Origin of the sequence: Thiocystis violascens DSM 198 (assembly GCF_000227745.2) — a bacterium.
Lineage (GTDB): Bacteria > Pseudomonadota > Gammaproteobacteria > Chromatiales > Chromatiaceae > Chromatium > Chromatium violascens.
On the sequence record NC_018012.1, the window covers coordinates 1,753,534 to 1,774,925 of the forward strand.

Genomic DNA, 21,392 nt, shown 5'->3' on the forward strand with positions numbered 1-21,392 from the left:
CATCTGCTTGTGCTAACGGCCTGGCAAGCCAAACGCGAGATTGCTAATTTTTACACGTATCCTGATCAGACCCGAGAATCAGACGAAGAGGTGAGCATGAGATCGACTTCGTTCAAAGCCGGCGTCCTGGGGACACTAATAACCCTGCTGGCTCCGATTGGAGATGCCTTTGCCAATCCGCCAGCCGCACATCCGCCATTCGAACGAACCGAAGCACGGGAGCGGTGCACCAGCTTCGTGGCGACCAAGCAACCCTTCTTTGGGGAAACCCATCTGCATACGGCGTACTCTTTCGACGCCGTCGCACTCGACACGCGCAACACCCCGGCGGATGCCTATTGGTACGCGAAGGGTGGGCAGGTCGGCCTGCCGCCTTGGGCTGACACCCGCACCGCAGAGGACACTCCGCCGCTCAGTCAGTCCACGCTGGTCACCGAGCATCCCTACTGCATGCCCGGCGAGCACTGCCAGTTCATGGCCACCCGCACCATCCAGTTCCCCGAGGGACGCGCCCTCGATTTCGCGGCGATCACCGACCACGCGGAGCAGTTCGGCGAGTCGAACATCTGCACCTTCGAGGCCACCCAGACCTGTACGAGCGACGGCGACTGCAATCCGGTCGTCACCGGGCAAGCGTGTTCCTCGGACAGCCTGTGCCGGCCAAGCGGCTATGACAGCGCCACCTGCATCGCCGCCCGCGACGAATTCTCGCGCATTCGTCAGGGGGCTGTGGCCAGTGTCATGGCCGGATTCGAAAACGTCAGTCAGAACCCGTCACGCCCGCCGTTCTGCGGCCCGGACGGGTCGCTCTGTACGCGCCAGGCCAAGTTGGTCTGGGACAGGATTCGCGCCGACGCAGAGGAGGCTTATGATCGGACCTCCGCCTGCACCTTCACGTCGTTCGTCGCCTATGAGTACACGGCGATGGCAGCCAACGGTCGGTGCGCGGACGCTTTGGCGTTACCCTGTTGGGACGCAGCCCAAAACAACGCCTACCCTGACGTACCCGACAGCTCGGCGCCATCTGCGGATTGTCCAAGCGGCGCGGCCTGCATCATGAACTTCACGGGTAACTCCGGCGCCGACAACCTGCACCGCAACGTGATCTTTCGCAACAATGACGTGCTCGACCAGCCGATCAGCAACGTCGAGCGTCCCCTTGGGTGCGGCTTCGGCGCGGCCTGCACCTCGACACCGGACTCGCCGGTGGCGTCGCCAGCGGTGATGCTCCAGGCGTTGAAGGACGCCTGCATCGACAACCCGGCGAAGCCACGCTGCGATGTCCTCACCATCCCGCACAATCCGAATATGAGCCGCGGCAGTCTCTTCATTCTCCCGGACAATACGTCTGACGGGCTGACGGAGGCTAAACTGCGTCATCAACTGGAGCCGTTGGTCGAGATCATGCAGATCAAGGGGCAGTCGGAATGCCGCTACAACGCCAGGACCGGGATGGCATGGACGAATCCGCCTGACGAACTGTGCGATTTCGAGAACCAGGGCTGGGCACGGCTGGGTGGGTCGGCGGACGGCTATCTCACCGACGCGATGCAGACCACCGACAGCATTCCGCCGCGCAGCTACGTGCGCAACACGCTCGCGAACGGCATCGCCTATGCTGCGCGGAACGGCGTTAATCCGTTCCAGCTCGGCTTCGTCGGCGCCCTCGACAACCACAACGGCACGCCCGGACAGACGGACGCCCAGCAATATGCGAAGAGCGGTGCGCACGGCATCCAAAGCTTCGCGACCTCCGCCGAGGCACTGAACGAGCGCTTCTTTCTCGGCCTGGAGACCAACGCGGGCGGTCTGGCCGTCGTCTGGGCCGAGGAAAACTCGCGCGATGCGATCTTCACCGCTCTCAGGAACCGCGAAACCTATGCCACCAGCGGCACCCGCCCGATCGTGCGTGTGTTCGGCGGCTTCGGGTTGCCGGCGGACATCTGCACGCGGGGCGACTTCGCCGCGCGCGGCTATGCCAACGGTGTGCCCATGGGCGGTACACTGCGCGGCACATCAGGTGGCCGGGCCCCGCGCTTCGCCATCAGCGCGCTCATGGACCCCGGCTGGTCGGGCCATCCCGGCACGCCATTGCAGCGGGCGCAGATCGTCAAGGGCTGGGTGGACGCCGCCGGTCAAACGCACGAAGCGGTCTATGACGTTGCCGGCGCGGGCGACGTGCAGAACGTCGATGACATGGTCGATCTGCGCACCTGCCAGCCGAAAGGCGTCGGATTGACGGACTTCTGCACCCTGTGGACGGATCCAGGTTTCGACCCCGCCCTGCACGCCTTCTATTACGTCCGCGTCCTCGAAAACCCGAGCTGCCGCTGGAACCAGTATTACTGCAACGCGCGCGGCGTCGATTGCAGCCAGCACATGGGCACCTGTCGCGGCGAAGGTTCGTCGTTCGACGGGCTGGGCTGCGATAGCGAAACCGACTGCGGCGATGCGGTCTGTACCCTGCCGGACAGTTACGAGGAGTACGAATACACCCAGTGCTGTAGCGGCATCGTGCCGCAGACCGTTCAGCAGCGCGCCTGGACCTCGCCGATCTGGTACGTCCCGGCCCGCCGCTGGCCACCGATACCGTCTCGCGACCTAAGAGGGTGTAGACAAAATCAAACCGTTGTGGTCAACCGCCGCAGCAGGATGCGCGCCTCCGCCAGCCAAACCCAGGTTTCGGAGACCGCTGGCAGACGGTCATGATGCATGATCAATCGACGGGCACGCTCATTCCACGCATGGGTGCGCTCGACAACCCAGCGCTTCGGCAGCGGAACGAAGCCGTCGGCGTTGGCGATCACCACTCGGTCAGGCGCCCCGTCCACGTGCCAGGAGCCAACGCTTTTGTTGGCTGGATGGCGCACGACTTCCACGCGGATCGCGTGGGTCTGCTCGGTGGTTTGGGCAAATTGACCGGCGTAGGCGCTATCGACAAACAGCGTGTTGATCTGGGGGTACTTGGCGGCCGCGTCAGCGACGGCGCCCGAGGCGGCATCGCGGTCCTGAAGATTGGCCGCGACCACGCTCACCGCCAACACGAACCCCAAGGTATCGACCACCAGGCTGCGCTTGCGCCCCTTGACCTGCTTGCCCGCATCAAAGCCGCTCGGTCCACCCTGCGGCGAGCCGCGGGTCGATTGCGCATCCAGCACCGCCGCCGTCGGCGCGATCTCACGCCCCTCGCGTTCGCGCCATTGCCCCCGCAGTCGATCATGCATCTGCTCAAACTTCCCAGCCGCACTCCAACGGCGAAACGTCTTGTAGACATTCTGCCAAGGCGCGAAATCGTGCGGCAGCATCCGCCACGCGCACCCCGTGCGCACCACGTAGCAACACGCCTCCAGGATGCTCCGGCGCGACACGCGGGGCGGTTGACCCCGCCCGCCCGGCATCTCAAAGAGAGCGGCGACCAAGTCCCACTCCGCATCGGTCAGACAACTTGGGTAGCTTTGGTCGGGGTCGTGGCGACGATGCGCATCCGTATACCCATACCGACGCGGCGTTGCGCGCGCTTGCGCCTCGAGACCACTCTCGCCCCGGAGGCGCGTGACGCCCGCCTCCCGCAAGGACTTGCGAATCGTTGCTTCATGAGCCTCGATTCCCGTCCGTGCCGCGAGTTCCCGGGCAATCTCTGACAGCGTGGAGGTCGGGCGATCCGTGACAATTTGACGCAATACCGCTTGCTCCGCCTCGTGAATCTTGGGGGGACGACCAGCTTTCGACATCAGCGCACACCAGCTCAGTTGTAGACTGGTATACAAATAGCAGCTCAATTATTTTTGTCTACACCCTCTAAGCGCGCGGGCGGGAATCAGGCTGCCGCCGAGTGAATAAGCCTCTGAGGTGGCTCCGGCACCCGGTCCTGCATTTCGTCCTCATCGGGGTGGCCCTTTACGGAGCGAGCCTGCTGTGGAGTCCATCCGTGCCCGAGCAGCCGCCGGCGCAGCGCGAACCGGTCGTCATCTCGGCGGCGCGCATCGAGACGATGCAGGCGGACTTCACTCAACGCTGGGGGACGCGGCCCACGCCGGAACAGCTCTCGGCCTTGATCGCGCAAGCGGTCGATGAGGAGCTGCTTTATCGCGAGGCGCGACTGCTCGCGCTCGATTTCGAGGACAGCAGCGTACGACGCCGGCTCGTCGAGAAGATGCGCGCCGTGAGCGATCGTCCCGGGCGCAGCCCCGACGAACTGGTGCGCGAGGCCCATGCGCTCGGACTCGACGACGACATCGTGATCCGTCGCCTGCTGATGGAGAAGATGCGTCTCGTCCTGGCGCAGGATCCGATGGCGCCCCCGCTGACCGAAACGGACTTGCGGGACTATCTCCACCGACACCGCGACCGCTTTGAGCAACCGGCCGAGCTGACGTTCTCGCACATTTTCTTGAGCAAAAGTGCACATGGCGCGGACCTTGAGGGAGACGCGCAGACGATGCTGACACAACTGCGCGCACGATCGACACCCCTGTCTGTCGCCCTCGAATGGTCGGACCCGTTCCTCCTGGGTCAGCAGATCCGCGCCTATTCCCAGAACCGCCTCACGGCCCGATTCGGCAAGTCCTTCGCCGAGCAGGTTTTTACCCTGCAACCTGGGAACTGGTCGCCCCCCATTGCCTCGCCTTACGGTCTGCACCTTGTGTGGGTCGAGGAGAAGACCGCACCTCGTCTGCCCGATCTCGCGACGGTCTGGCGGCAGGTCGCGGAAGGTGCGCAGAAAGCGCGTGCGGACGCGCAGTTGGCACAGGGCATGACAGCGTTACGCAAGCGATACGAGATTCGTATCGACGGGCGCACCGATCCGTCCGCGCGCGCTACGGCGCTGACATCGCCACTACGACCATGACCCCCCTTCGCTTGCTTCTCGCGGTGACGCTCGTGTGGATGTTGGGCGCGGCCTCGACGGTCTTTGCGCATCCGCTCGACCCGGCGCTGCTGGACATCCGCGAGTCACCGACGGGCACCCTGGAGGTACTCTGGCGGTGGCCGATGTCGCAGACCGTCGGCGGTCCGCTAGAGGCGATCCTCCCAGACGCATGCAAGCCCCTGTCCGCGCCCGAGGTCAGCCATTCGGGTTCACGGGTAACGCTGCGTTGGCGTGCGCAATGCGGTGAGGGCAGCCTGGTAGGCGACCGTATCGGTGTCGCTGGCCTGCGTGAACGACAGACCGATGCCTTGCTGCGTCTTCACCTGTCTGACGGGCGCTTGATTCAGGCGGTGCTGCGCGGTGACGCCCCAGCGGTGACGGTTCCTGAGCGCTCCGGTCGCTTCGACGTGCTGCGTGACTATGCCCGGCTCGGCTTCGAGCACATCCTGAGCGGCCCCGATCACCTCCTGTTCGTGCTCGGGCTCGTACTGCTCGTGCAGGGCTGGCAACGGCTCATCTGGACCGTCACCGCCTTCACTGCCGGGCACAGCGTCACGCTCGCGCTCGCCGTGCTCGGTGTGGTGACCATTCCCCCGCAACCGGTCGAGATCCTGATTGCCTTGACCATCCTCGTCGTCGCCGTTGAGCTGACAGGTGGCGAGCGCGAGACCTGGATCCAGCGGTTTCCGTGGGCCATGGCATTCACGTTCGGACTCCTGCATGGACTTGGCTTCGCGGGCGCACTGACGCAGGTCGGGTTGCCGGGAGACGAGGTGCCCCTGGCGCTTTTGGCATTCAACGTCGGCATCGAACTCGGCCAGCTTCTTTGTGTCGTAGCGATCCTGGCGGTCAGGACCAGTCTGGTCAGGGTGCCAGTGTGCTGGCCAACCTCCGCCGCGCGCTTTCCCGCGTACGTCATTGGCTCGCTGGCGATCTTCTGGGTGATTGAGCGCACGGCGGCAATGTTCTGAGCCGCGCTGGATCCAGGGGAAATCGGACGTGAGGTTCCCTCGGTTGTTCGTCTTCCAAGGGAGGGCAAGCAACCTGATCGGCCTCAAATCCGTATGCGCTCGACCTCCTCCAGGTTAATTTACGTGAGTTCTGCTTAAGAATCTTTTGAATTCAATATGATCAGCTGATCATGGTCGCAAGCTTCTGCTTGTGCTGGTTGCCGAGAATGACTGCCCGGCACGTTTGGCTCGACTAATGATCGACGGCCGCATCGGGTTCGCGTGTTTGATGCCAAGGCAAACTGGCTGGCGAATCTTGACCCGCGGCCGCGACTAGGGCGAGCGCGATGAACGGGTACGGCCGCGCGCGGATCACCCGTCCTACATCGACCAGGATTGCCGGTCGGACTAGCTCTGGCGATGCCTCTTCCGCTGCGCCTTGAGCGTATCCGCCAGCAGGCCGATCAGGACACCGCCGGCGCCAACCAACAGCCACAGCGGGAGTCTCACCCCGCCTCCCACTGCCACGAGGCCCGCCCCCGCATTCCCGACCACGAGAAAGGTCGCCACGATGGAGCCGATGCCCAGTCGCAAGGCCCATGAACGCGCGTCCCAGACGCCGTGCTTCAAGGCCAAAGAAAGCAGCTTGACCAGCGGCCACGCGGCCTTGCGATCACGGGTTAGCGCCAGCATGGCCACCGCCTTCTTGCCACCGCGCAAGGTTCCGTCACGAATGGCGCCCAGCCCCCGTGACCACTCCAGAAGCCGCTGTTGCTCGGCCGGGGGAAGACGCAGCAACGCTTGGACGATTGCGGGTTCAGCCGCGGTTTCTTGCACTTCCGACACGGATCTTTCCTCTTTAAAGCGTTGCAACCGATTCGACGCATGGCCTGCTACCGTCACGGTCTCAGGGTGGGCACACAATGGATGCGAATGACCGTCCCTTGTGGGCATTGCACAGGATATTCGCCCGCAGTGGGTTATATTACCCCTAGTCTTGAGCACAAGGATTCCGCAACCGTGTTAGCACGCGAAGTGAATGGGCGCCACGCCTGACCAACCCCGCGCCCGGTGTTTATGCCTCGATATCGAAACCGCGCGCCGAGATGCACTCATCCTGCGCGAGATTGGCGCTTTTCGGCCCGATCTCGATCAACGCCTGCGGCTTTCCGCTCGATCGCCCACGCTGGTTGCCCAGTTAGACGCGCTGACCAAAGGTGCAGGCTTTGTCTTGGGCCACAACATCATCGCGTTCGATCAACCGACACTCGCCCTCCTCCATCCCGGTCTGGCCTTGCATCGACTCCCGCTCATCGACACGCTTGAGCTTTCGCCGATCGCCTTCCCGCAGAATCCCTACCACCGACTGGTCAAAGACTACAAGCTGTGCACGACGACACGGAATAACCCCGTGCAGGATGCGGAGCTGGCCTATCGGTTATTTCTCGATCAACGGACCGCGCTCAAAACCCGTGCGACCGAACACCCGGATGAAGCGCTCTGCCTGCATTTTCTGTTGTCGGCGGAGAACGGCAAGGGCGTCGCCAACCTCTTTGCCACCCTGCGCCAGTCGCTCAAACCGTCGCTGTCCGACACCGTGGCCGCCTGGGAGCGCGCAACGGCCGGCAAAGTCTGCCGCACGGGGCAACGGCAGGTCGTCGAACGCTGGCTGTCCGATCCGGACTGGCAGCAACCGCTGGCCTATGCCCTGGCCTGGCTACGGGTGGCTGGCGGCAATTCGGTACTTCCTCCCTGGGTGCGGTTGCGCTTTCCCAAAACCCGTGCGGTGATCGCCGCGCTGCGCGATGTCCCCTGTCGCGATCCGGACTGCGTTTGGTGTCGCGAGCAACACGACCTCGACCGACGGTTGCCGCACTACTTCCCTGGCATCACGCAGTTTCGCGCCACGCCAGCCACACCCGATGGGCGCTCCCTGCAACGGGCCATCGTCGAGAATGGCGTTGGCGGTCGGTCTACCCTGGCCATTCTGCCCACTGGCGGCGGCAAATCCTTGTGTTTCCAACTCCCGGCACTGGCACGCTACGACCGCAACGGGAGCCTGACGGTCGTGATCTCGCCGCTGCAATCGCTGATGAAGGATCAGGTGGATAGCCTGGAAGCGCGCGGCATCGCCTGCGCGGGCTATCTCAACAGCCTGCTCAGTCCGCTGGAACGGCGCGCCATGCTGGACAAGCTGCGCCTGGGCGATCTGGGATTGATCTTCGTCGCGCCCGAGCAGTTTCGCAGCACGGCGTTCGCGAGCGCCCTCATGCACCGCGACATCGGGGCCTGGGTGTTCGACGAAGCGCACTGTCTCTCCAAATGGGGACATGATTTCCGGCCAGACTATCTCTACGTGTCGCGCTTCATCAAAGGGCGCCAGAAGGACAACCCTTCGCCGGTGTTCGGCTTCACCGCCACCGCCAAGCCGGATGTGGTGGCGGATATCCGTGCCCATTTCGAACAGCGACTCGGCCTGACGCTCGAACGGCTGGAAGGCTGCGTGAGCCGCGACAATCTCGTCTACGAGGTGCGCGCGGTCCCGGCGCCGGCAAAGTATGGCGAGATCCTGAGCCTGCTGCGCGAGCGGCTGAACGAGGACGGCGGGGCCATCGTGTTCTGCGCGCGCCAAAAAACCGTGGAGGAAGTCGCCGCGTTCCTCAACGCCGCCGGTCTCGACTGCGGCTTTTTCCACGGCGGCATGCCGCCGGCCGACAAACGCGCCGTCCAAGAGGCTTTTTTAGCGGGCACGCTGCGCGTCATCGCCGCGACCAATGCGTTCGGCATGGGGGTCGATAAACCCAACGTGCGACTGGTCATTCATCTCGATACGCCCGGCTCGCTGGAGAACTACCTCCAGGAAGCCGGGCGCGCCGGACGCGACCAGGCGCCGGCGCGGTGCATCCTGCTGTTTGACGACGCGGATCTCGAGGTGCAGTTCCGCCTGCTGAAACACTCCCGCCTGACCCAGCATGACATCCACGCCATCCTCAAGGCCCTGCGCGCCATCGAGCGCAAGGATCGCAGCGAGGGCCAAGTGGTGGTCACCAGTGGGGAGATCCTGCTGGAGATTCCGGACCAGCATCGGATCGATCCCGATGCGAAGGACGCCGATACCAAGGTGCGGATCGCCGTGGCCTGGCTGGAAGAAGCCCGCCTGCTCGAACGTCACGAGAACCATACCCGCGTGTTCCCTGGTAGCCTGCTGGTGGCCAGCCTGGACGAGGCGCGGATCGCGCTGCGCAGGAAGCTCGGCGCCGCAGCCGACATCGATCCCTATCTGCAGATCCTCTCGGCCCTGCTCCAGGCCGACGACGACGAAAGCCTGTCGACCGACGAGCTGATGCTGGTCACCGGGAAGGACTCGCGCACCCTGCAGGCGATGCTGCGTGAACTCGACCAATGGCAACTGCTGTCCAACGACACCGAAATTGGCATCACCCTGGATCGCGAGCCGGAGACCGTGCAGCGGCTCGACGACTTGGCCCGCATCGAAACTGCCCTGCTTGCCAATCTGCGCGAGGCGGCGCCTGACGCGGATCAGGGTGACTGGCAGCTCCTGAATGTACGTCGCCTGTGTGACACCCTCCGCCGGGACGCTGAAGTGGAATTCGACCCGGAACGGCTGTCGCGTCTGCTGAAGGCGTTTGCCGAACCCTTTGGCGATGGCGTCGGGCAGCGTGGTTGCTTTGCCCTACGCCCGGCTGGTCCGGACCACCGATCTGTCAAACTGCTGCGCACCTGGGCCGACATCGCACGGATCGTTCAGCGTCGCCGGGTTCTGGCTCAGGCGTTGGTGACGCACTTTCTGGGCGTGCGTCAAGGCAACACGCGCTTGGTCGTCTGCAAGCAGGGAGAGTTGGAAAGGGCCTTACAGACCGATCTCACGCTTCAGGAGTTGGACGTTCGCCACTGGGATGTGGCGCTGTCCTCGGCGTTGCTCTATCTGGATGCCAACGAGGTGCTGCATCTCGCGCGGGGTAAAGCGGTGTTCCGCGCCGCCATGCGCATTGAACTCAACGCCGAGGCGCGTCGGCGTCAGTTCAACAAATCCGATTATGCCGAACTCGCGTTGCACTATCAGGACAAGATCGTCCAGGTGCATGTGATGGCCGAGTACGCCAAGCTCGCCCTCGACAAGGTTCAGGCGGCGATGGGGTTCATCCTCGACTATTTCCGGCTCGACCGGGCCGAGTTCACCCGTCGTTACTTCGCCGGCCGCCAGGACGTGCTGGCGATCGCCACGACCGAGGCCGCCCACCGCCGTATCCTCGCCGATCTGCGAAATCCGGACCAGCAGGCGATCGTGGCGGCCCCCCTGGAAGGGAGTCAGTTGGTGCTGGCGGGGCCTGGTTCGGGAAAAACGCGGGTGATCGTCCACCGTGTCGCCTGGTTGCTGCGTGAATGCCTGGTGTTGCCAGAAGCGATTTTGGTCCTCGCCTACAATCGCGCGACCGCCGCCGAGATCCGCCGACGGCTCTGGGCGCTGGCCGGCCCGGATGCCGGGGGCGTGGCAGTGCAGACCCTGCACAGCCTGGCCATGCGACTCACCGGAACCAGCTATGCGGTGGCCATCGAGCGCGGCGAGTCCCTGGATTTTGGGGCGGTGATTCGCCAGGCCGCGGCCCATCTGCGCCAAGCCGACGCGGGGAATGGCCACGGTGCGTCTTTGGCGCGCGATCGCCTGCTCGCGGGCCTGCGTTTCCTGCTCATCGACGAATACCAGGATATCAACGGCGACCATTACGACCTGATCAGCGCCGTGGCCGGGCGCACGCTCCAGAGCGAAGAAGATCGACTCTCGCTGCTGGCGGTGGACGACGACGATCAAAACATCTACGCCTTCGATGGCGCCAATGTCCGCTACATCCGACAGTTCGAGGCCGACTATCAAGCCCGGCGCTTTTCGCTGATCGAGAATTACCGCTCAAGCGGGCACATCGTCGCGTGCGCCAACCGGGTGATTGCCCGGGCGCGCGACCGCATGAAGGCGGGGCAGGACATTCGGGTCAACCATGCCCGCCGTGACCAGCCGGCGGGAGGCGACCATGCCACGCTCGATCCGGTGACGGGTGGGCAGGTGCAGATTCTCGAAGTCCCGCAGGATCCCCGCTTGGAAGTCCAGATGGCCCTGGCCGAACTCCAGCGCCTGTCGGCACTGGAGCCGGCGCGGCGCGGGCAATGGGGGCGGTTTGCCGTCATGGCGCGGCGCTGGGAGGATCTCGAACCCCTGGCGGCCCTGTGCCGGCGGCGGCGCATTCCGGTGCGATTGCTGCGCGATGCGCAGCAGCCGAATCTGCATACCACGCGCGAAGGACACACCCTCCTGAGCCTGCTGAGAGGCGCGGGGCGCCGAACCGGGCGCGCGCGGGTGCTGCCCGACCAGGCCATGTATCAGGCCAAGCTATCCGCGCCGAACCGGGCGCGCGCGGGTGCTGCTGCGCGCCGGCACGTTATCGCGTTGGTTTCGCCGGCGTTATGGTGTCACGGTCGACGCCCTGATCGAGCATCCCTTTCGGGCGGCGCTGGCGCAACTGATCTCGGAGATTGAATGGGCTGCGCCCGGTGGCGAGCGGGTCGTGGCCGATCTCATCGACGCGCTCTACGAGTTTGGCCCGGGTGGCAAGGCATTGGCGGAGGCGCGCCCCAATGGGCCGCTGATGTTGATGACGGCGCACCGCGCCAAGGGCCTGGAATTCGACCATGTGCTCATCCTCGACAGCGGGGGTTGGCGCAGCCGCGACGACGATGAACGTCGACTGTTCTACGTGGCCATGACACGCGCTCGCCAGTCCCTGACGCTCTGCGAAGCGATGGGAAGACCGCACCCCTTCGTGGGCGAGACGGACGGACTGGCGCTGCGAACCCGGCCGGCGGTACCCGTCTTGGAGCCAACGCTCGCAAACCGCATCCAGCTTGCCGATCCGGAGAAAATCGTCCTGTCCTGGCCGGGCTATTTCGCCCCGTGCGCGCCGATTCACCGCGCCCTGGCCGCGCTCGAGGTCGGCCATTCGCTGATGTTGCGCGCGCGTCCCGATGGCCATCCCGGCTGGGAGCTGGTGGACCTTCAGGGTGTTGCGGTGACCCGGATGTCCGCCAAGTTTCGCCCGCCGGACGGCGAGATCGTCGCGGTCCGGGTCGCGGCCGTGCTGGTTAGGTCTGCCAAGGAAGACCAGCAAGGATTGCGCTGCCCGTGCTGGGAACTGATCTTGCCGGAGATCGAGTCTGTTCCTGCGAAGACGTCCTGAAACGCTGACCAGAGACTTCATGAAAAGTACATACACGTAGGCTAAGACGCCACTGGAGGGCTGTCAGGAGCCCGGCATCGCCGCCGCGCCGGCCAGTTCAAGGGTCGCCTGATCGCCTAACACCGCCTGGATTTCGACCAGGGTCGGCGGGCGCGTGGAGGCCGGCTCGTCGTGTCGCCCAAGACAGGTGAGGCGCATCAGGTTGGGATCCTGGCGCGCATCGCGCCAGAAGTGATCGCCGAACCGGACCATCGGCGAGCCCCCGCTATCGTCATGGCCTGCCAACTGGAACTGGGCCTTGCCGCCCGCGCCGGGAGGCCGATCCACGCTGGACACCAGGGCTTCGGGATCTTCTGCATCATTGTCTCCAGTATGAACGTCAGTTTACGTCACCCTTGGAAGATGAAATCTCGGGGGAACCTCACCCCTCGGTGCGTCTGCCATCCGTCGCGAGGCGTTTGATTTTGTTCAAACTCGTGCGCGTGGCTCGGAGGGGAGTTATTGTCTTGAAACGCCACTCCCGATCCGGGCAAAGGGGAGTTTGGGGAGTTTGGGGAGTTTTTCCCTGGGTAACGCCGGGGTGTAACAATCTGGCGGTCTATGGCCTGTTCGGGGTTGTGATGTGGCCCACAAAAAACCCGCCGAAACGGGTCCGGTCTCGATCATGGCGCTGTCCGATGACTTCCTCGCGCCGCTACATGTGCCGTGCTTCTTGGCCGCGAGCGCGGACGATTTCCGAGAGTCCAGATCGTCGAAAATCTGGAAACAAAAAACCTCGACATCTTCGTCCAGCAGCATCAAAAACCGCTCGGCTTCGGCTTTGCGGTCGGCGACCGCCGTTGACGGGTGCCGGCGGAGCAGACGGCTGTTCCTGTGCCGCCATCCCTGCATCCGCGCTATCGTTCGCTTCATCAACTGCTTGATTTTTATTTGTATTGTCGCCCTTTCCGCTCGCCACGGCGGGGGTTTCGTTTTTCTGGGTGATCATGACCGTAGATGCCAGCCAAAATGCCTTCTTGTGCAGGCGGCTCGATGTCGATCGCGACGGGGCGGATTGCAAAGATGGCCGCGTCCAAATCGGAGAAAATCCATCGCGCTACCTGAAAGTCGGTCGGGCAAGACCTTCGCCAAGCCAGCCAACAATTAGAAACCTGATGTGCTTGTCTGGTCCGCCGCCCCCATACCCCGCGCCCGCTCGACCCGCCGGGCGAGTTCATCCGCTCCAGCCGCCGGCCCGATCAACTCAGGCCAACCGCAACCGTGGCGCGCGATCAAATCGGCCAGCATCTCCAGATGATCGGGGCGGTCGTTCAAGCAGGGGATATAGCTGTAGTCCCGGCCGCCCGCGTCGAGAAAGAGATGACGGTTCTCTTCGTCGATCTCCTCGATGGTCTCCAGGCAGTCGGCCGAAAAGCCCGGCGAAAGCACCTGTACCGATTTCACGCCCGCGGCGCCCCAGTCCTTCAAGGTGACGTCCGTATAGGGCTTGAGCCACTCTTGTTTGCCCAAACGCGACTGGAAGGAGAGGAACCAGCGTTCGGGCGCCAGTTCCAGCCGTTCGGCGACCAGCCGGGCGGTCTTTTGGCACTGACAGTGGTAGGGATCGCCCTGCTCGAAATACTCCACGGGAATGCCATGGAAGGAAAACAGCAGGCGCTCCGGCTCGCCGTGCGCGGCCCAGTGATCGCGGATACTCGCAGCCAGGGCGTCGATGTAGCCGGGCTCGTCGTGATACTGGTTGATGAAGCGCAGTTCCGGCAGCCAGCGCCAGCGGGTCAGCTCATGCGCGATCGCATCGAAGGCCGAGCCGACGGTGGAACCGGAATACTGCGGATAGAGCGGGAACACCAGGACGCGGCGGGCATTGGCCTGTCGCAACTCAGCCAGGGCCGAGGAAATGGATGGGTTGCCATACCGCATCCCCAAGGCGACCTTGACCGATCCCTGGAAACGATCGCTCAACAGACCTTGCAGCGCCGTCGCTTGGCGTCGCGCGATGGCGAGCAGGGGCGAGCCATCGGCGGTCCAGACGGATTGGTAAGCTTTGGCAGAGCGCGCCGGACGGGTGCGCAGAATGACGCCATGCAGGATCAGCCACCAGGGCAGCCGCGCCATTTCCACCACGCGCGGATCCCAGAGAAATTCGGCCAGATAGCGGCGCACGTCAGGCACGCTGGGCGTGTCCGGGGTGCCGAGATTGGTCAGGAGGATCCCCAGGCATTCCGGGGTGTCGTGGCGGTAATCGGGTGTGTTGACGAAGGTCATCCAGTGGTCTCGGGTTCGGCCTGTTCGGACAGGTAACGATAGAGCGCCCGGAAGCGCACCGGGTCCGGGGTGCCGAACAGAGGGTCTTCAACGGTCGGCGCCTGCGCGGCGATCGACTCCCAATCTCCGTCGTCGAGCGTTTGCAGGGCGAGCGGATAGGCGTCGCCATCCTCCATCATCATGTGCGTGCGCATGCTCGCGACCAGTTCGCGGCCATCCGCCTCGACATCCTCGCGCAGCAGCACCTCTTCGTTGAGGATGCCGTTGAGCGACTGGCGAAAACGCTTGCCAACCTGGCTCAATCCGGGATGCTGACGCATCAGCAGCTCGAACAGGTCGGCCTGCGCAACGCCCTTGTCGAGGACACGCTGAAAGACCAGATCCTCGGTCGGGTGATGGACGATGTCGGCATAGCTGTCGAGATATTCGAGCATCTCGTTCATCAGATCGTAATCGGGCTCGGCGCCTTCATGGAAGCGATCGAGCAGGCTATCGAAAAGAGCGAGCAGTTTTTTCTGCCGGGCGTGGTCTTGCGTGAGTCGTTGCATCAACGCATGCATGGGCCTTTTCCTGTTCCTGAAAACCTGCGCGAAGTTGCGCATTAATGTTTGTCGGTGATTCGCTCTCCGTTGATAGCGCCGCTTCCGGCGAGCAACTGGAGTCCGGGTTGAGCAGTCCCAACCGAAGGCGCTCGGTCCGAGCCAGCAAGATGGACTTGACCGTTCGATACGGGGTCCAGCGATCGATCTCGGAATCGAGAAGTCTTGCCAACACGTTGCGCGCGGCGTTCTCGTCCGCCTGTAACACCACCCCGTCGTGACAGTGAAACGTATCCCCTTGACGCTTGCCGAGCAGGCAACCGTTGCGGGAATCCATTTGTGAGGTGTAGGCAGGATTGACGAGCACGAGCGTCGAACCTCGACGCTGAGAAACGGTGTCCAGCGCCTCGGCGATCACGCCCTTGGTCCAGGCGGCGAGGCGGCGGTTGGTGTCTTTGGCGAAGCGCCGACCGTTCATGGGCACGGTCAGGTCTTCGGCAGCGATGGTGGCGGCCTTGTCGATGACGGCATGGGTCGCTTGGTAGACGACATCGCGGAAGCGCGACTTGGTTTTGCAGGCGCGGCGGTCGAGCTTTTGGCGGCCTAAATTGAACTGGCGAATGCGTTCGCGCTTGCGCGGGTTACGGGTGCGCTCGGCAAGGGCGCGGAGCTTGGATCGGCGCTGATACTTAGCCTTGAGCCGGTCGGATTCATCGCGCAGGAATGGCCCGAGTTCGGGGCCGTGATGCGCGCCGTCGGAGTCGACGAAAACCTCAGTGAAGCCTTTATCGACGCCTAGGGTCGCGTTGCCGCAGGGCTTGCCGGGAGCGGCGTCGATGGTGTAATGCACCTCGACCCGTTCGTCGCGCGGGATTATTAGGCGCAGGGTGCCGGTCGGGGCCACCGTGGTGTCGAGCGGGATGGCGATCCGCTGACCTTTATCCAGGCCGGGGATCTTGATCCAGACGCGCCCACCGAGCGTGAAGCTGGTGTAGCTGTCCGCGCGCACGACGATCTGATGGTGGGTGCGGTTGTGCCCGCGCCGCCGGTGTTGGCGCATGACCCGTGCAAGATAGGGATCGCTCGGCCAGGCGTTGCGCTTGAGCGCCGTGAACAGGCGCTGGCGCTCGGCGACATTGTCGGTTCGTCGCCAAATCGCCCGCCGGGCCTTGACCTTGGCGGCCTCCAGGTGGGCGGCGATGTCGCCCTTGGCATCGCGCAGGGTCTCTTTCCAGGCGTTGGCCAAGACCGGGAAGGCGCGGCCTTCGGCCAGCCAGGCGTCGCGGATCTGGCGGTCGCTCAGTGCAACACCACGCACCGAGCCATACCGCTGCCAGACCTCGGAACGCACCGCGCCCAAGCGCCGCGCCTGCTCCGCGAGGGCGCGGTATTTGCCTGGATTCAGGCGGCGGGAATGGGCGATGCGGGTGATTTTCATGGGTCGGTCTTAGTTTCTGGCGCGGTCGTGATTGCGCGAAACGATCAGTTTTGTTTCGGTCTGGACAGGTAATTAGAAAAAGTTCGATCCTCCGAAGGGCAAGTGCCAATAATTGGATATGCCATCATCGCGACCGTTTCCAAGCGGCGATCCAGCGCCAGACACCCCCTTCCCGCTGGCTCTGGCCGGTGGCAACGTAACGCAGCGCATGGATGTTCCGCAACAGCCAGTCCATGCGCCAACGCGCCTCCTCGCGACCGCAGAAGAGCAGTCGATCACCCTCTCCCAGCCGTTCCTCCGGCCCCGGCAGCAGGATAAACTCCTCGTTGCGGACCAGCAGCAGGGGCAGCGCCGGTAGTCGGTTCGCGCGCTCGCGGGGGTCGCGCAGCAGGGTTTCCAGGGTGACGCTCAAGCCGCGATCCTCGGCCTCGCAGAGTGCCGGCGTCTGTTTCGCGTCGATGCCGAATTCCCAGACATAAGGCATTCGCTCATCGACCAGCGCAACGATTCGGCTCACCAGCTCGCAGGCCCAAGTCTCCTCCTGAAACCGCGCCAGGTTGGAGAAATCCGCCAGCAGCGGATTGACCAGTCGGACCCGGATCCGGTTCGCGATGATGGCGCTGGGGTGCATGATCGCATGCGCGCCCACCCGATCGAACAATTCCTGATTATCCAGATGATTTTCGCGGGCGATCACGAAGAGGTCGGGTTTCAGGGTCAGGGCGGTCATGACGATGGAGAGATTGTCGGCGTCGTGGTCGGTCCCGGCCACCAGCCCCACCGCCCGCCCGATGTCCGCCTGTTCCAGGGTCACCGCCTCGGTGCCGCGTCCATGAACGACGCCCTCCGCCGGGATGCCGGTCTTGTGCGGCGCGGCCTCGATGACCGTGATCGTCAGCCCCTGCTCCTTGAGATACTTGTACATGGCCTTGCCGAAACGGCCGTATCCGCAGATGATCCAATGCCCCTGGGCCGGTGGATAAAAGGGCTCGGTCAGCGCCTCGTCCCCGGCCCCGGACAGCCAGTTGAAGAGGAGCGTCAGGCAGGGCGCCTGGATGGCCACGGCAATGTAAAGCGCGAAGATGTCGAAGGGGTCATAGATGTGATCGGTACCGAAGGAGGCCATGTTGGCCTCGATCTCGTGCGAATCGGCGCGACAGATGACCTTCACCTTGGGCCGCAGCAGTTTCGCCGCGATGGCGATCTTGAGATTCGCCTCGTTGACATTGGTGAGCGCCACCACGCCCTGACACATCGGGTGCTTCAGCCCAGCGGCCTCCAGCGTGCTCGGACTGCGCGCGTCCGCGCACAGCGCGGGCACGTATTCGCGATGATTGTCGAGCTGGAGCAGGTTGATCCGGTCGGGATCGATGTCGACGACCACCGCATGACGATGTCGGTCGGTGAAGGCGCGCACCAGCGCGCCGCCGGTCTGGCCATAGCCGCAGACCAGGTAAAAGGGGGCGTGCATGCGCCGCACGCGATTGCGAAAGCGCCGTTCCAGGATTGCGCGCTGAAAGGCGTTGTCCTGCAACAGCGCGATCAGCTTGCCGATGGCGTAGATCCAGACCGCGACGGTGGAAAACACCGAGAGCGAGACCCACAGACGCTGGGCGTCGGTGAAGGCATTCGGCAGTTCGCCGAAGCCGATCGTCGTCGACATGTAGCTGACGAAATAGAAGGCATGGAACAGACTCATCGTCGCCGGACGACCGGCCTCGTCCTGGGCCGGAATCAGCGCCAGCACCGCCATCGCCAGCGCATAGACGACGATCAGGGTCAGCAGCGGCGCGCGCATGCGCCGCAGGATGAGAAAGATGATCGTATCCATGCCGGACGCGGTTCAGCGGCGCAGCATCAGGGTCTCGATCATCAGCAGGATGACCGAGACGACGTTGGCGATCATGGCTCCGCCGGCGAGCGAGACGATGCTGGCCATGACCGAGGGGGTCATGCCGGCTTCGGTGACATGCACCGCGATGGTCCAGACCAGGGACGCGGCCAGCAGTTGCAGCATCGCGACCAGACTGGTGGCGATCAACACCGCGCCGATCTGGGTGCGGTCGCCAAACTTGAGAATGGTCGCGATCAGGTTGACCACCACCACGGCGAACAGCTCCCAGGCGTGATGATGGTCTGGATTGTCGATCTCGCCGACGAAAAACCCGAAATTCAGGGTCAGGGCGAGCACGATGAAAAAGCCGAAGACGACCTTCTCTGGATTCATGGGGCGGACTCCCTGGGCGATGGGGCAAGGATGATCCGCGCTATTGTCGCGGGTTGCGGGCAAAAGGCAATCGATTGGCTACAGATCATCCGCCCGGTTCGGGTTATGCTCCCCACTTTCGTCAATGGCGCCCGACCGCCCATCGTCCCCGTACCCAGCCATGCCGCAGCCCGCCGACCTGATCCGTCTCACCGAACTCCCTCATGACACCCCCGCGCGTCTGGCCGAGATCCGCGGCGGGCGTCACCTGACCCGTCGCCTGATGGCGCTGGGACTGCGTCAGGGCAGTCTTCTGCAAGTGTTGCAGCAGCGCGGCCAGGGGCTGGTGCTGGCGAGCGGCGAGGCGCGGATCGCCGTGGGCACCGGAATCGCCGACAAGCTCTGGGTGGCGCTCGGTGCCGCGCCGACGGAGGACGATCCGGCCCGGTTATCCGCTCTTCGCGATGGCGCGGCGGATCCGAACCCTGTCGACACGCAACCGGGGCAGTAACCGAACGATGACCATGGACTCCAAGCGCCCCGATTCATCAGTGGCTCCGCGCCCGCTCACCGTGGCGCTGGGCGGCAATCCCAACTGCGGCAAGTCGGCGCTCTTCAATGCGCTCACCGGCATCCGCCAGACCACGGGCAACTGGCCGGGCGTGACGGTGGAACGCAAGGAAGGCGCGCTGGAACTGGACGGTCGACGGGTACGGGTGATCGACCTGCCGGGGATTTATTCCCTGGATGCCAACTCGCTCGACGAGGTGGTCACGCGCGATTATCTGCTCAGTCGCGAGGCCGATCTGATCGTCAATGTCGTGGACGCGGGCAACCTGGAACGCAATCTCTATCTGAGCGTGCAGTTGCTGGAGATGGGCGTGCCGATCGTGGTGGCCCTCAACATGATGGACGTGGCCCGCAAGCGCGGCATGCGGATCGATGCCGGCCAGTTGTCCGACGCGCTCGGGTGTCCAGTGGTACCGGTGGTCGCGGTCACCAAGGAGGGTCTGACCGAGTTGCAGGCGCGTCTGCTGGCGGTGGCCGAGGGCCGTGAGCCGGCGGGTCTGGCGCTGGCGCACGGCGACTGTGTCGAGGAGGCGGTCGCCGATCTTCTGCCCTTGCTGACCGAGGTGCCCGAGCGGGCGAATGCGCGCTGGCTGGCCCTGAAGCTGCTGGAGTCCGATCCGGTCGCCGAACAATCGGTCGGAGCCGAGGCGCTGGCGCGCGCGGCCGAGTGTCGCCATCAGATCGCCGAGCGCACCGGCGAGGACGCGGATCTGCATATCGCCGATACCCGATTCGGTCACGCCCACATGCTGTGCCAGCGGGTGTCGCGTCAGAGCAATCGGGTCGGGCGCACGCTCTCCGACCGCATCGATCAAGTGGTGTTGAGCCGGAGCTTCGGCATCCCGCTTTTTTTGCTGATGATCTATCTCATGTTCATGTTCACCATGAACATCGGCGGGGCCTTCATCGATTTTTTCGATCTCGCCGGCCAGGCGTTGTTCGTGGATGGCTTCGGCGTCCTGCTCGGGAATCTGGACGCGCCGGACTGGCTGATCCTCGTGCTGGCCGACGGCATCGGCGGCGGTCTTCAGGTCGTGGGCACCTTCGTCCCGATCATCGCGAGTCTCTATATCGTCCTCTCGATTCTGGAGGACAGCGGCTACATGGCGCGCGCAGCCTTTGTGATGGACCGCTTCATGCGCTCCATCGGGCTGCCGGGCAAGGCGTTCGTGCCGTTGATCGTGGGCTTCGGCTGCAACGTCCCGGCGGTGATGGCGACCCGCACGCTGGAGAACGAGCGCGAGCGCAAACTGACCATCCTGATGAATCCCTTCATGTCCTGCGGCGCGCGCCTGCCGGTCTATGCGCTCTTCGCCGCCGCCTTCTTCCCGCACTCGGGTCAGAATCTGGTGTTCGCGCTCTATCTGACTGGCATCGCCGTGGCCCTGCTCTCCGGCCTGGCTATGAAGCATACCCTTTTGAAGGGCGAGAGCGCCGGCCTGCTGATGGAGCTGCCGCCCTATCATCTGCCCACGGTCAAGGGCGTGCTGCTGCGCACCTGGGACCGGGTGAAGCTCTTTCTGCGCGAGGCCGGCAAGGTGATCGTGCTGATGGTGCTGGTGCTCAACGTGCTCGACACCGTCGGCAGCGACCTGAGCCTGGGCAACCAGGACAGCGACCGCTCCATCCTGGCCGCCGCGAGCCGTGCCGCCACCCCGCTGTTCGCGCCCATGGGCATCCGCGAGGACAACTGGCCGGCGGTGCTGGGCGTCTTCTCCGGCGTGTTGGCCAAGGAGGTCATCGTCGGCACGCTGGATTCGCTCTATAGCCGGCTGGCGGCAGAGGACGCGCCGCCCCTGGAGCCGGAACCCTTCGATCTCTGGCGCGATCTGGGGCGGGCGGGCGCCTCGGTGGGCGAGAATCTGGGCGCGCTCGGCGCGCGTCTGCTCGATCCGCTGGGGCTCGATGTTGGCGATGTGAGCGACACCGAGACCGCCGCCGCCCAACAGGGCGTGCAGCGCGGCACCTTCGGCGCCATGGCCGCGCGCTTCGACGGTCAGGCGGGCGCCTTCGCCTATCTGCTGTTCGTGCTGCTGTATTTTCCCTGTGTCGCGACCATCGGGGCTATTGTGCGCGAGTCGGGCACGGCCTGGGCGGTTTTCGTCGGTTTCTGGACCACGGGGATCGCCTTTCTGACCGCGACCCTGTTCTATCAGGCGGCGATCTTCGAGCGGGCGCCGCTGACGGCAAGCCTCTGGATCGGCGGCGGGCTGGCGCTGTTCGCGGGCGTGCTGATCGCGCTACGTCTTTGGGCGCGGGAGGCGCCTGCGCCGGCTCGGTGAAACGGCATTCACTTACGACACTGC

Annotated in this window: 16 protein-coding genes; 8 read left to right on the forward strand and 8 right to left on the reverse strand. The window is 64.4% G+C overall.

Going from position 1 to position 21,392, the window contains the following annotated elements:
* The first annotated feature begins 237 nt into the window (after nucleotides 1-237).
* Complete coding sequence (locus THIVI_RS22645) at nucleotides 238-2,709, forward strand: DUF3604 domain-containing protein (protein ID WP_052314986.1); 2,472 nt, start codon at nucleotides 238-240, stop codon at nucleotides 2,707-2,709.
* Here the strand turns inward: THIVI_RS22645 and THIVI_RS07825 are convergent.
* On the reverse strand, nucleotides 2,622-3,731 hold the full coding sequence (locus THIVI_RS07825) for an IS5 family transposase (protein WP_041447215.1): 1,110 nt from the start codon (nucleotides 3,729-3,731) through the stop codon (nucleotides 2,622-2,624). The two genes, THIVI_RS22645 and THIVI_RS07825, sit on opposite strands and share 88 nt — an antisense overlap.
* A 197-nt stretch (nucleotides 3,732-3,928) precedes the next feature.
* On the opposite strand from THIVI_RS07825, the gene THIVI_RS22650 reads away from it, so the two are divergent.
* Nucleotides 3,929-4,849 carry a peptidylprolyl isomerase gene (locus tag THIVI_RS22650; RefSeq protein WP_052314987.1) on the forward strand — a complete coding sequence of 307 codons (921 nt, stop codon included), beginning with the start codon at nucleotides 3,929-3,931 and terminating at the stop codon, nucleotides 4,847-4,849.
* Nucleotides 4,846-5,841, forward strand: coding sequence for a HupE/UreJ family protein (locus tag THIVI_RS07835; protein ID WP_014778068.1), 996 nt, complete (start codon nucleotides 4,846-4,848; stop codon nucleotides 5,839-5,841). The genes THIVI_RS22650 and THIVI_RS07835 overlap by 4 nt, the downstream gene beginning before the upstream one ends.
* Nucleotides 5,842-6,228: 387 nt before the next feature.
* Here the strand turns inward: THIVI_RS07835 and THIVI_RS07840 are convergent, their stop codons facing one another.
* Nucleotides 6,229-6,666, reverse strand: coding sequence for a hypothetical protein (locus tag THIVI_RS07840; protein WP_014778069.1), 438 nt, complete (start codon nucleotides 6,664-6,666; stop codon nucleotides 6,229-6,231).
* A 193-nt stretch (nucleotides 6,667-6,859) separates the two neighbouring features.
* On the opposite strand from THIVI_RS07840, the gene THIVI_RS07845 reads away from it, so the two are divergent.
* Together THIVI_RS07845 and THIVI_RS25305 are read left to right on the forward strand one after the other, a co-directional pair.
* Complete coding sequence (locus tag THIVI_RS07845; RefSeq protein ID WP_217160954.1) at nucleotides 6,860-11,371, forward strand: RecQ family ATP-dependent DNA helicase; 4,512 nt, start codon at nucleotides 6,860-6,862, stop codon at nucleotides 11,369-11,371.
* Entirely contained in the window at nucleotides 11,253-12,068 is an 816-nt protein-coding gene (locus tag THIVI_RS25305; RefSeq protein ID WP_217160956.1) for an ATP-binding domain-containing protein, read from the forward strand. The genes THIVI_RS07845 and THIVI_RS25305 overlap by 119 nt, the downstream gene beginning before the upstream one ends.
* A 63-nt stretch (nucleotides 12,069-12,131) precedes the next feature.
* Here the strand turns inward: THIVI_RS25305 and THIVI_RS07850 are convergent, their stop codons facing one another.
* The gene (locus tag THIVI_RS07850) at nucleotides 12,132-12,395 is read right to left on the reverse strand and encodes a hypothetical protein (RefSeq protein ID WP_245537402.1); all 264 of its coding nucleotides are present in this window, start codon (nucleotides 12,393-12,395) and stop codon (nucleotides 12,132-12,134) included.
* A gap of 378 nt (nucleotides 12,396-12,773) precedes the next feature.
* Here THIVI_RS07850 and THIVI_RS24610 point away from each other — a divergent pair, with 378 nt between their 5' ends.
* Nucleotides 12,774-12,911 carry a hypothetical protein gene (locus THIVI_RS24610; RefSeq protein ID WP_157174400.1) on the forward strand — a complete coding sequence of 46 codons (138 nt, stop codon included), beginning with the start codon at nucleotides 12,774-12,776 and terminating at the stop codon, nucleotides 12,909-12,911.
* Nucleotides 12,912-13,211: 300 nt separating this feature from the next.
* Here THIVI_RS24610 and hemH read toward each other — a convergent pair whose 3' ends face one another.
* The 5 genes from hemH to THIVI_RS07875 all read right to left on the reverse strand — a co-directional run bounded on the left by hemH (nucleotide 13,212) and on the right by THIVI_RS07875 (nucleotide 18,537).
* Entirely contained in the window at nucleotides 13,212-14,333 is a 1,122-nt protein-coding gene (gene hemH / locus THIVI_RS07855) for a ferrochelatase (protein WP_014778071.1), read from the reverse strand.
* On the reverse strand, nucleotides 14,330-14,893 hold the full coding sequence (locus tag THIVI_RS07860; RefSeq protein WP_014778072.1) for a hemerythrin domain-containing protein: 564 nt from the start codon (nucleotides 14,891-14,893) through the stop codon (nucleotides 14,330-14,332). The genes hemH and THIVI_RS07860 overlap by 4 nt, the downstream gene beginning before the upstream one ends.
* Nucleotides 14,823-16,310: an RNA-guided endonuclease TnpB family protein gene (locus THIVI_RS07865; RefSeq protein WP_014778073.1), complete on the reverse strand. Its 1,488-nt coding sequence runs from the start codon at nucleotides 16,308-16,310 to the stop codon at nucleotides 14,823-14,825. Before THIVI_RS07865 ends, THIVI_RS07860 begins: the two co-directional genes overlap by 71 nt.
* A gap of 124 nt (nucleotides 16,311-16,434) precedes the next feature.
* Nucleotides 16,435-18,141 carry a potassium channel family protein gene (locus THIVI_RS07870; protein ID WP_014778074.1) on the reverse strand — a complete coding sequence of 569 codons (1,707 nt, stop codon included), beginning with the start codon at nucleotides 18,139-18,141 and terminating at the stop codon, nucleotides 16,435-16,437.
* A gap of 12 nt (nucleotides 18,142-18,153) precedes the next feature.
* A complete protein-coding gene (locus THIVI_RS07875; RefSeq protein WP_014778075.1) occupies nucleotides 18,154-18,537 on the reverse strand; it encodes a DUF6394 family protein in 384 nt (127 codons plus the stop codon).
* A 160-nt stretch (nucleotides 18,538-18,697) separates the two neighbouring features.
* On the opposite strand from THIVI_RS07875, the gene THIVI_RS07880 reads away from it, so the two are divergent.
* Nucleotides 18,698-19,027: a FeoA family protein gene (locus THIVI_RS07880; RefSeq protein WP_014778076.1), complete on the forward strand. Its 330-nt coding sequence runs from the start codon at nucleotides 18,698-18,700 to the stop codon at nucleotides 19,025-19,027.
* Nucleotides 19,028-19,034: 7 nt separating this feature from the next.
* Nucleotides 19,035-21,368, forward strand: a complete 2,334-nt coding sequence (gene feoB, locus THIVI_RS07885; RefSeq protein WP_014778077.1) for a Fe(2+) transporter permease subunit FeoB — start codon at nucleotides 19,035-19,037, stop codon at nucleotides 21,366-21,368.
* Nucleotides 21,369-21,392: the final 24 nt, after the last annotated feature.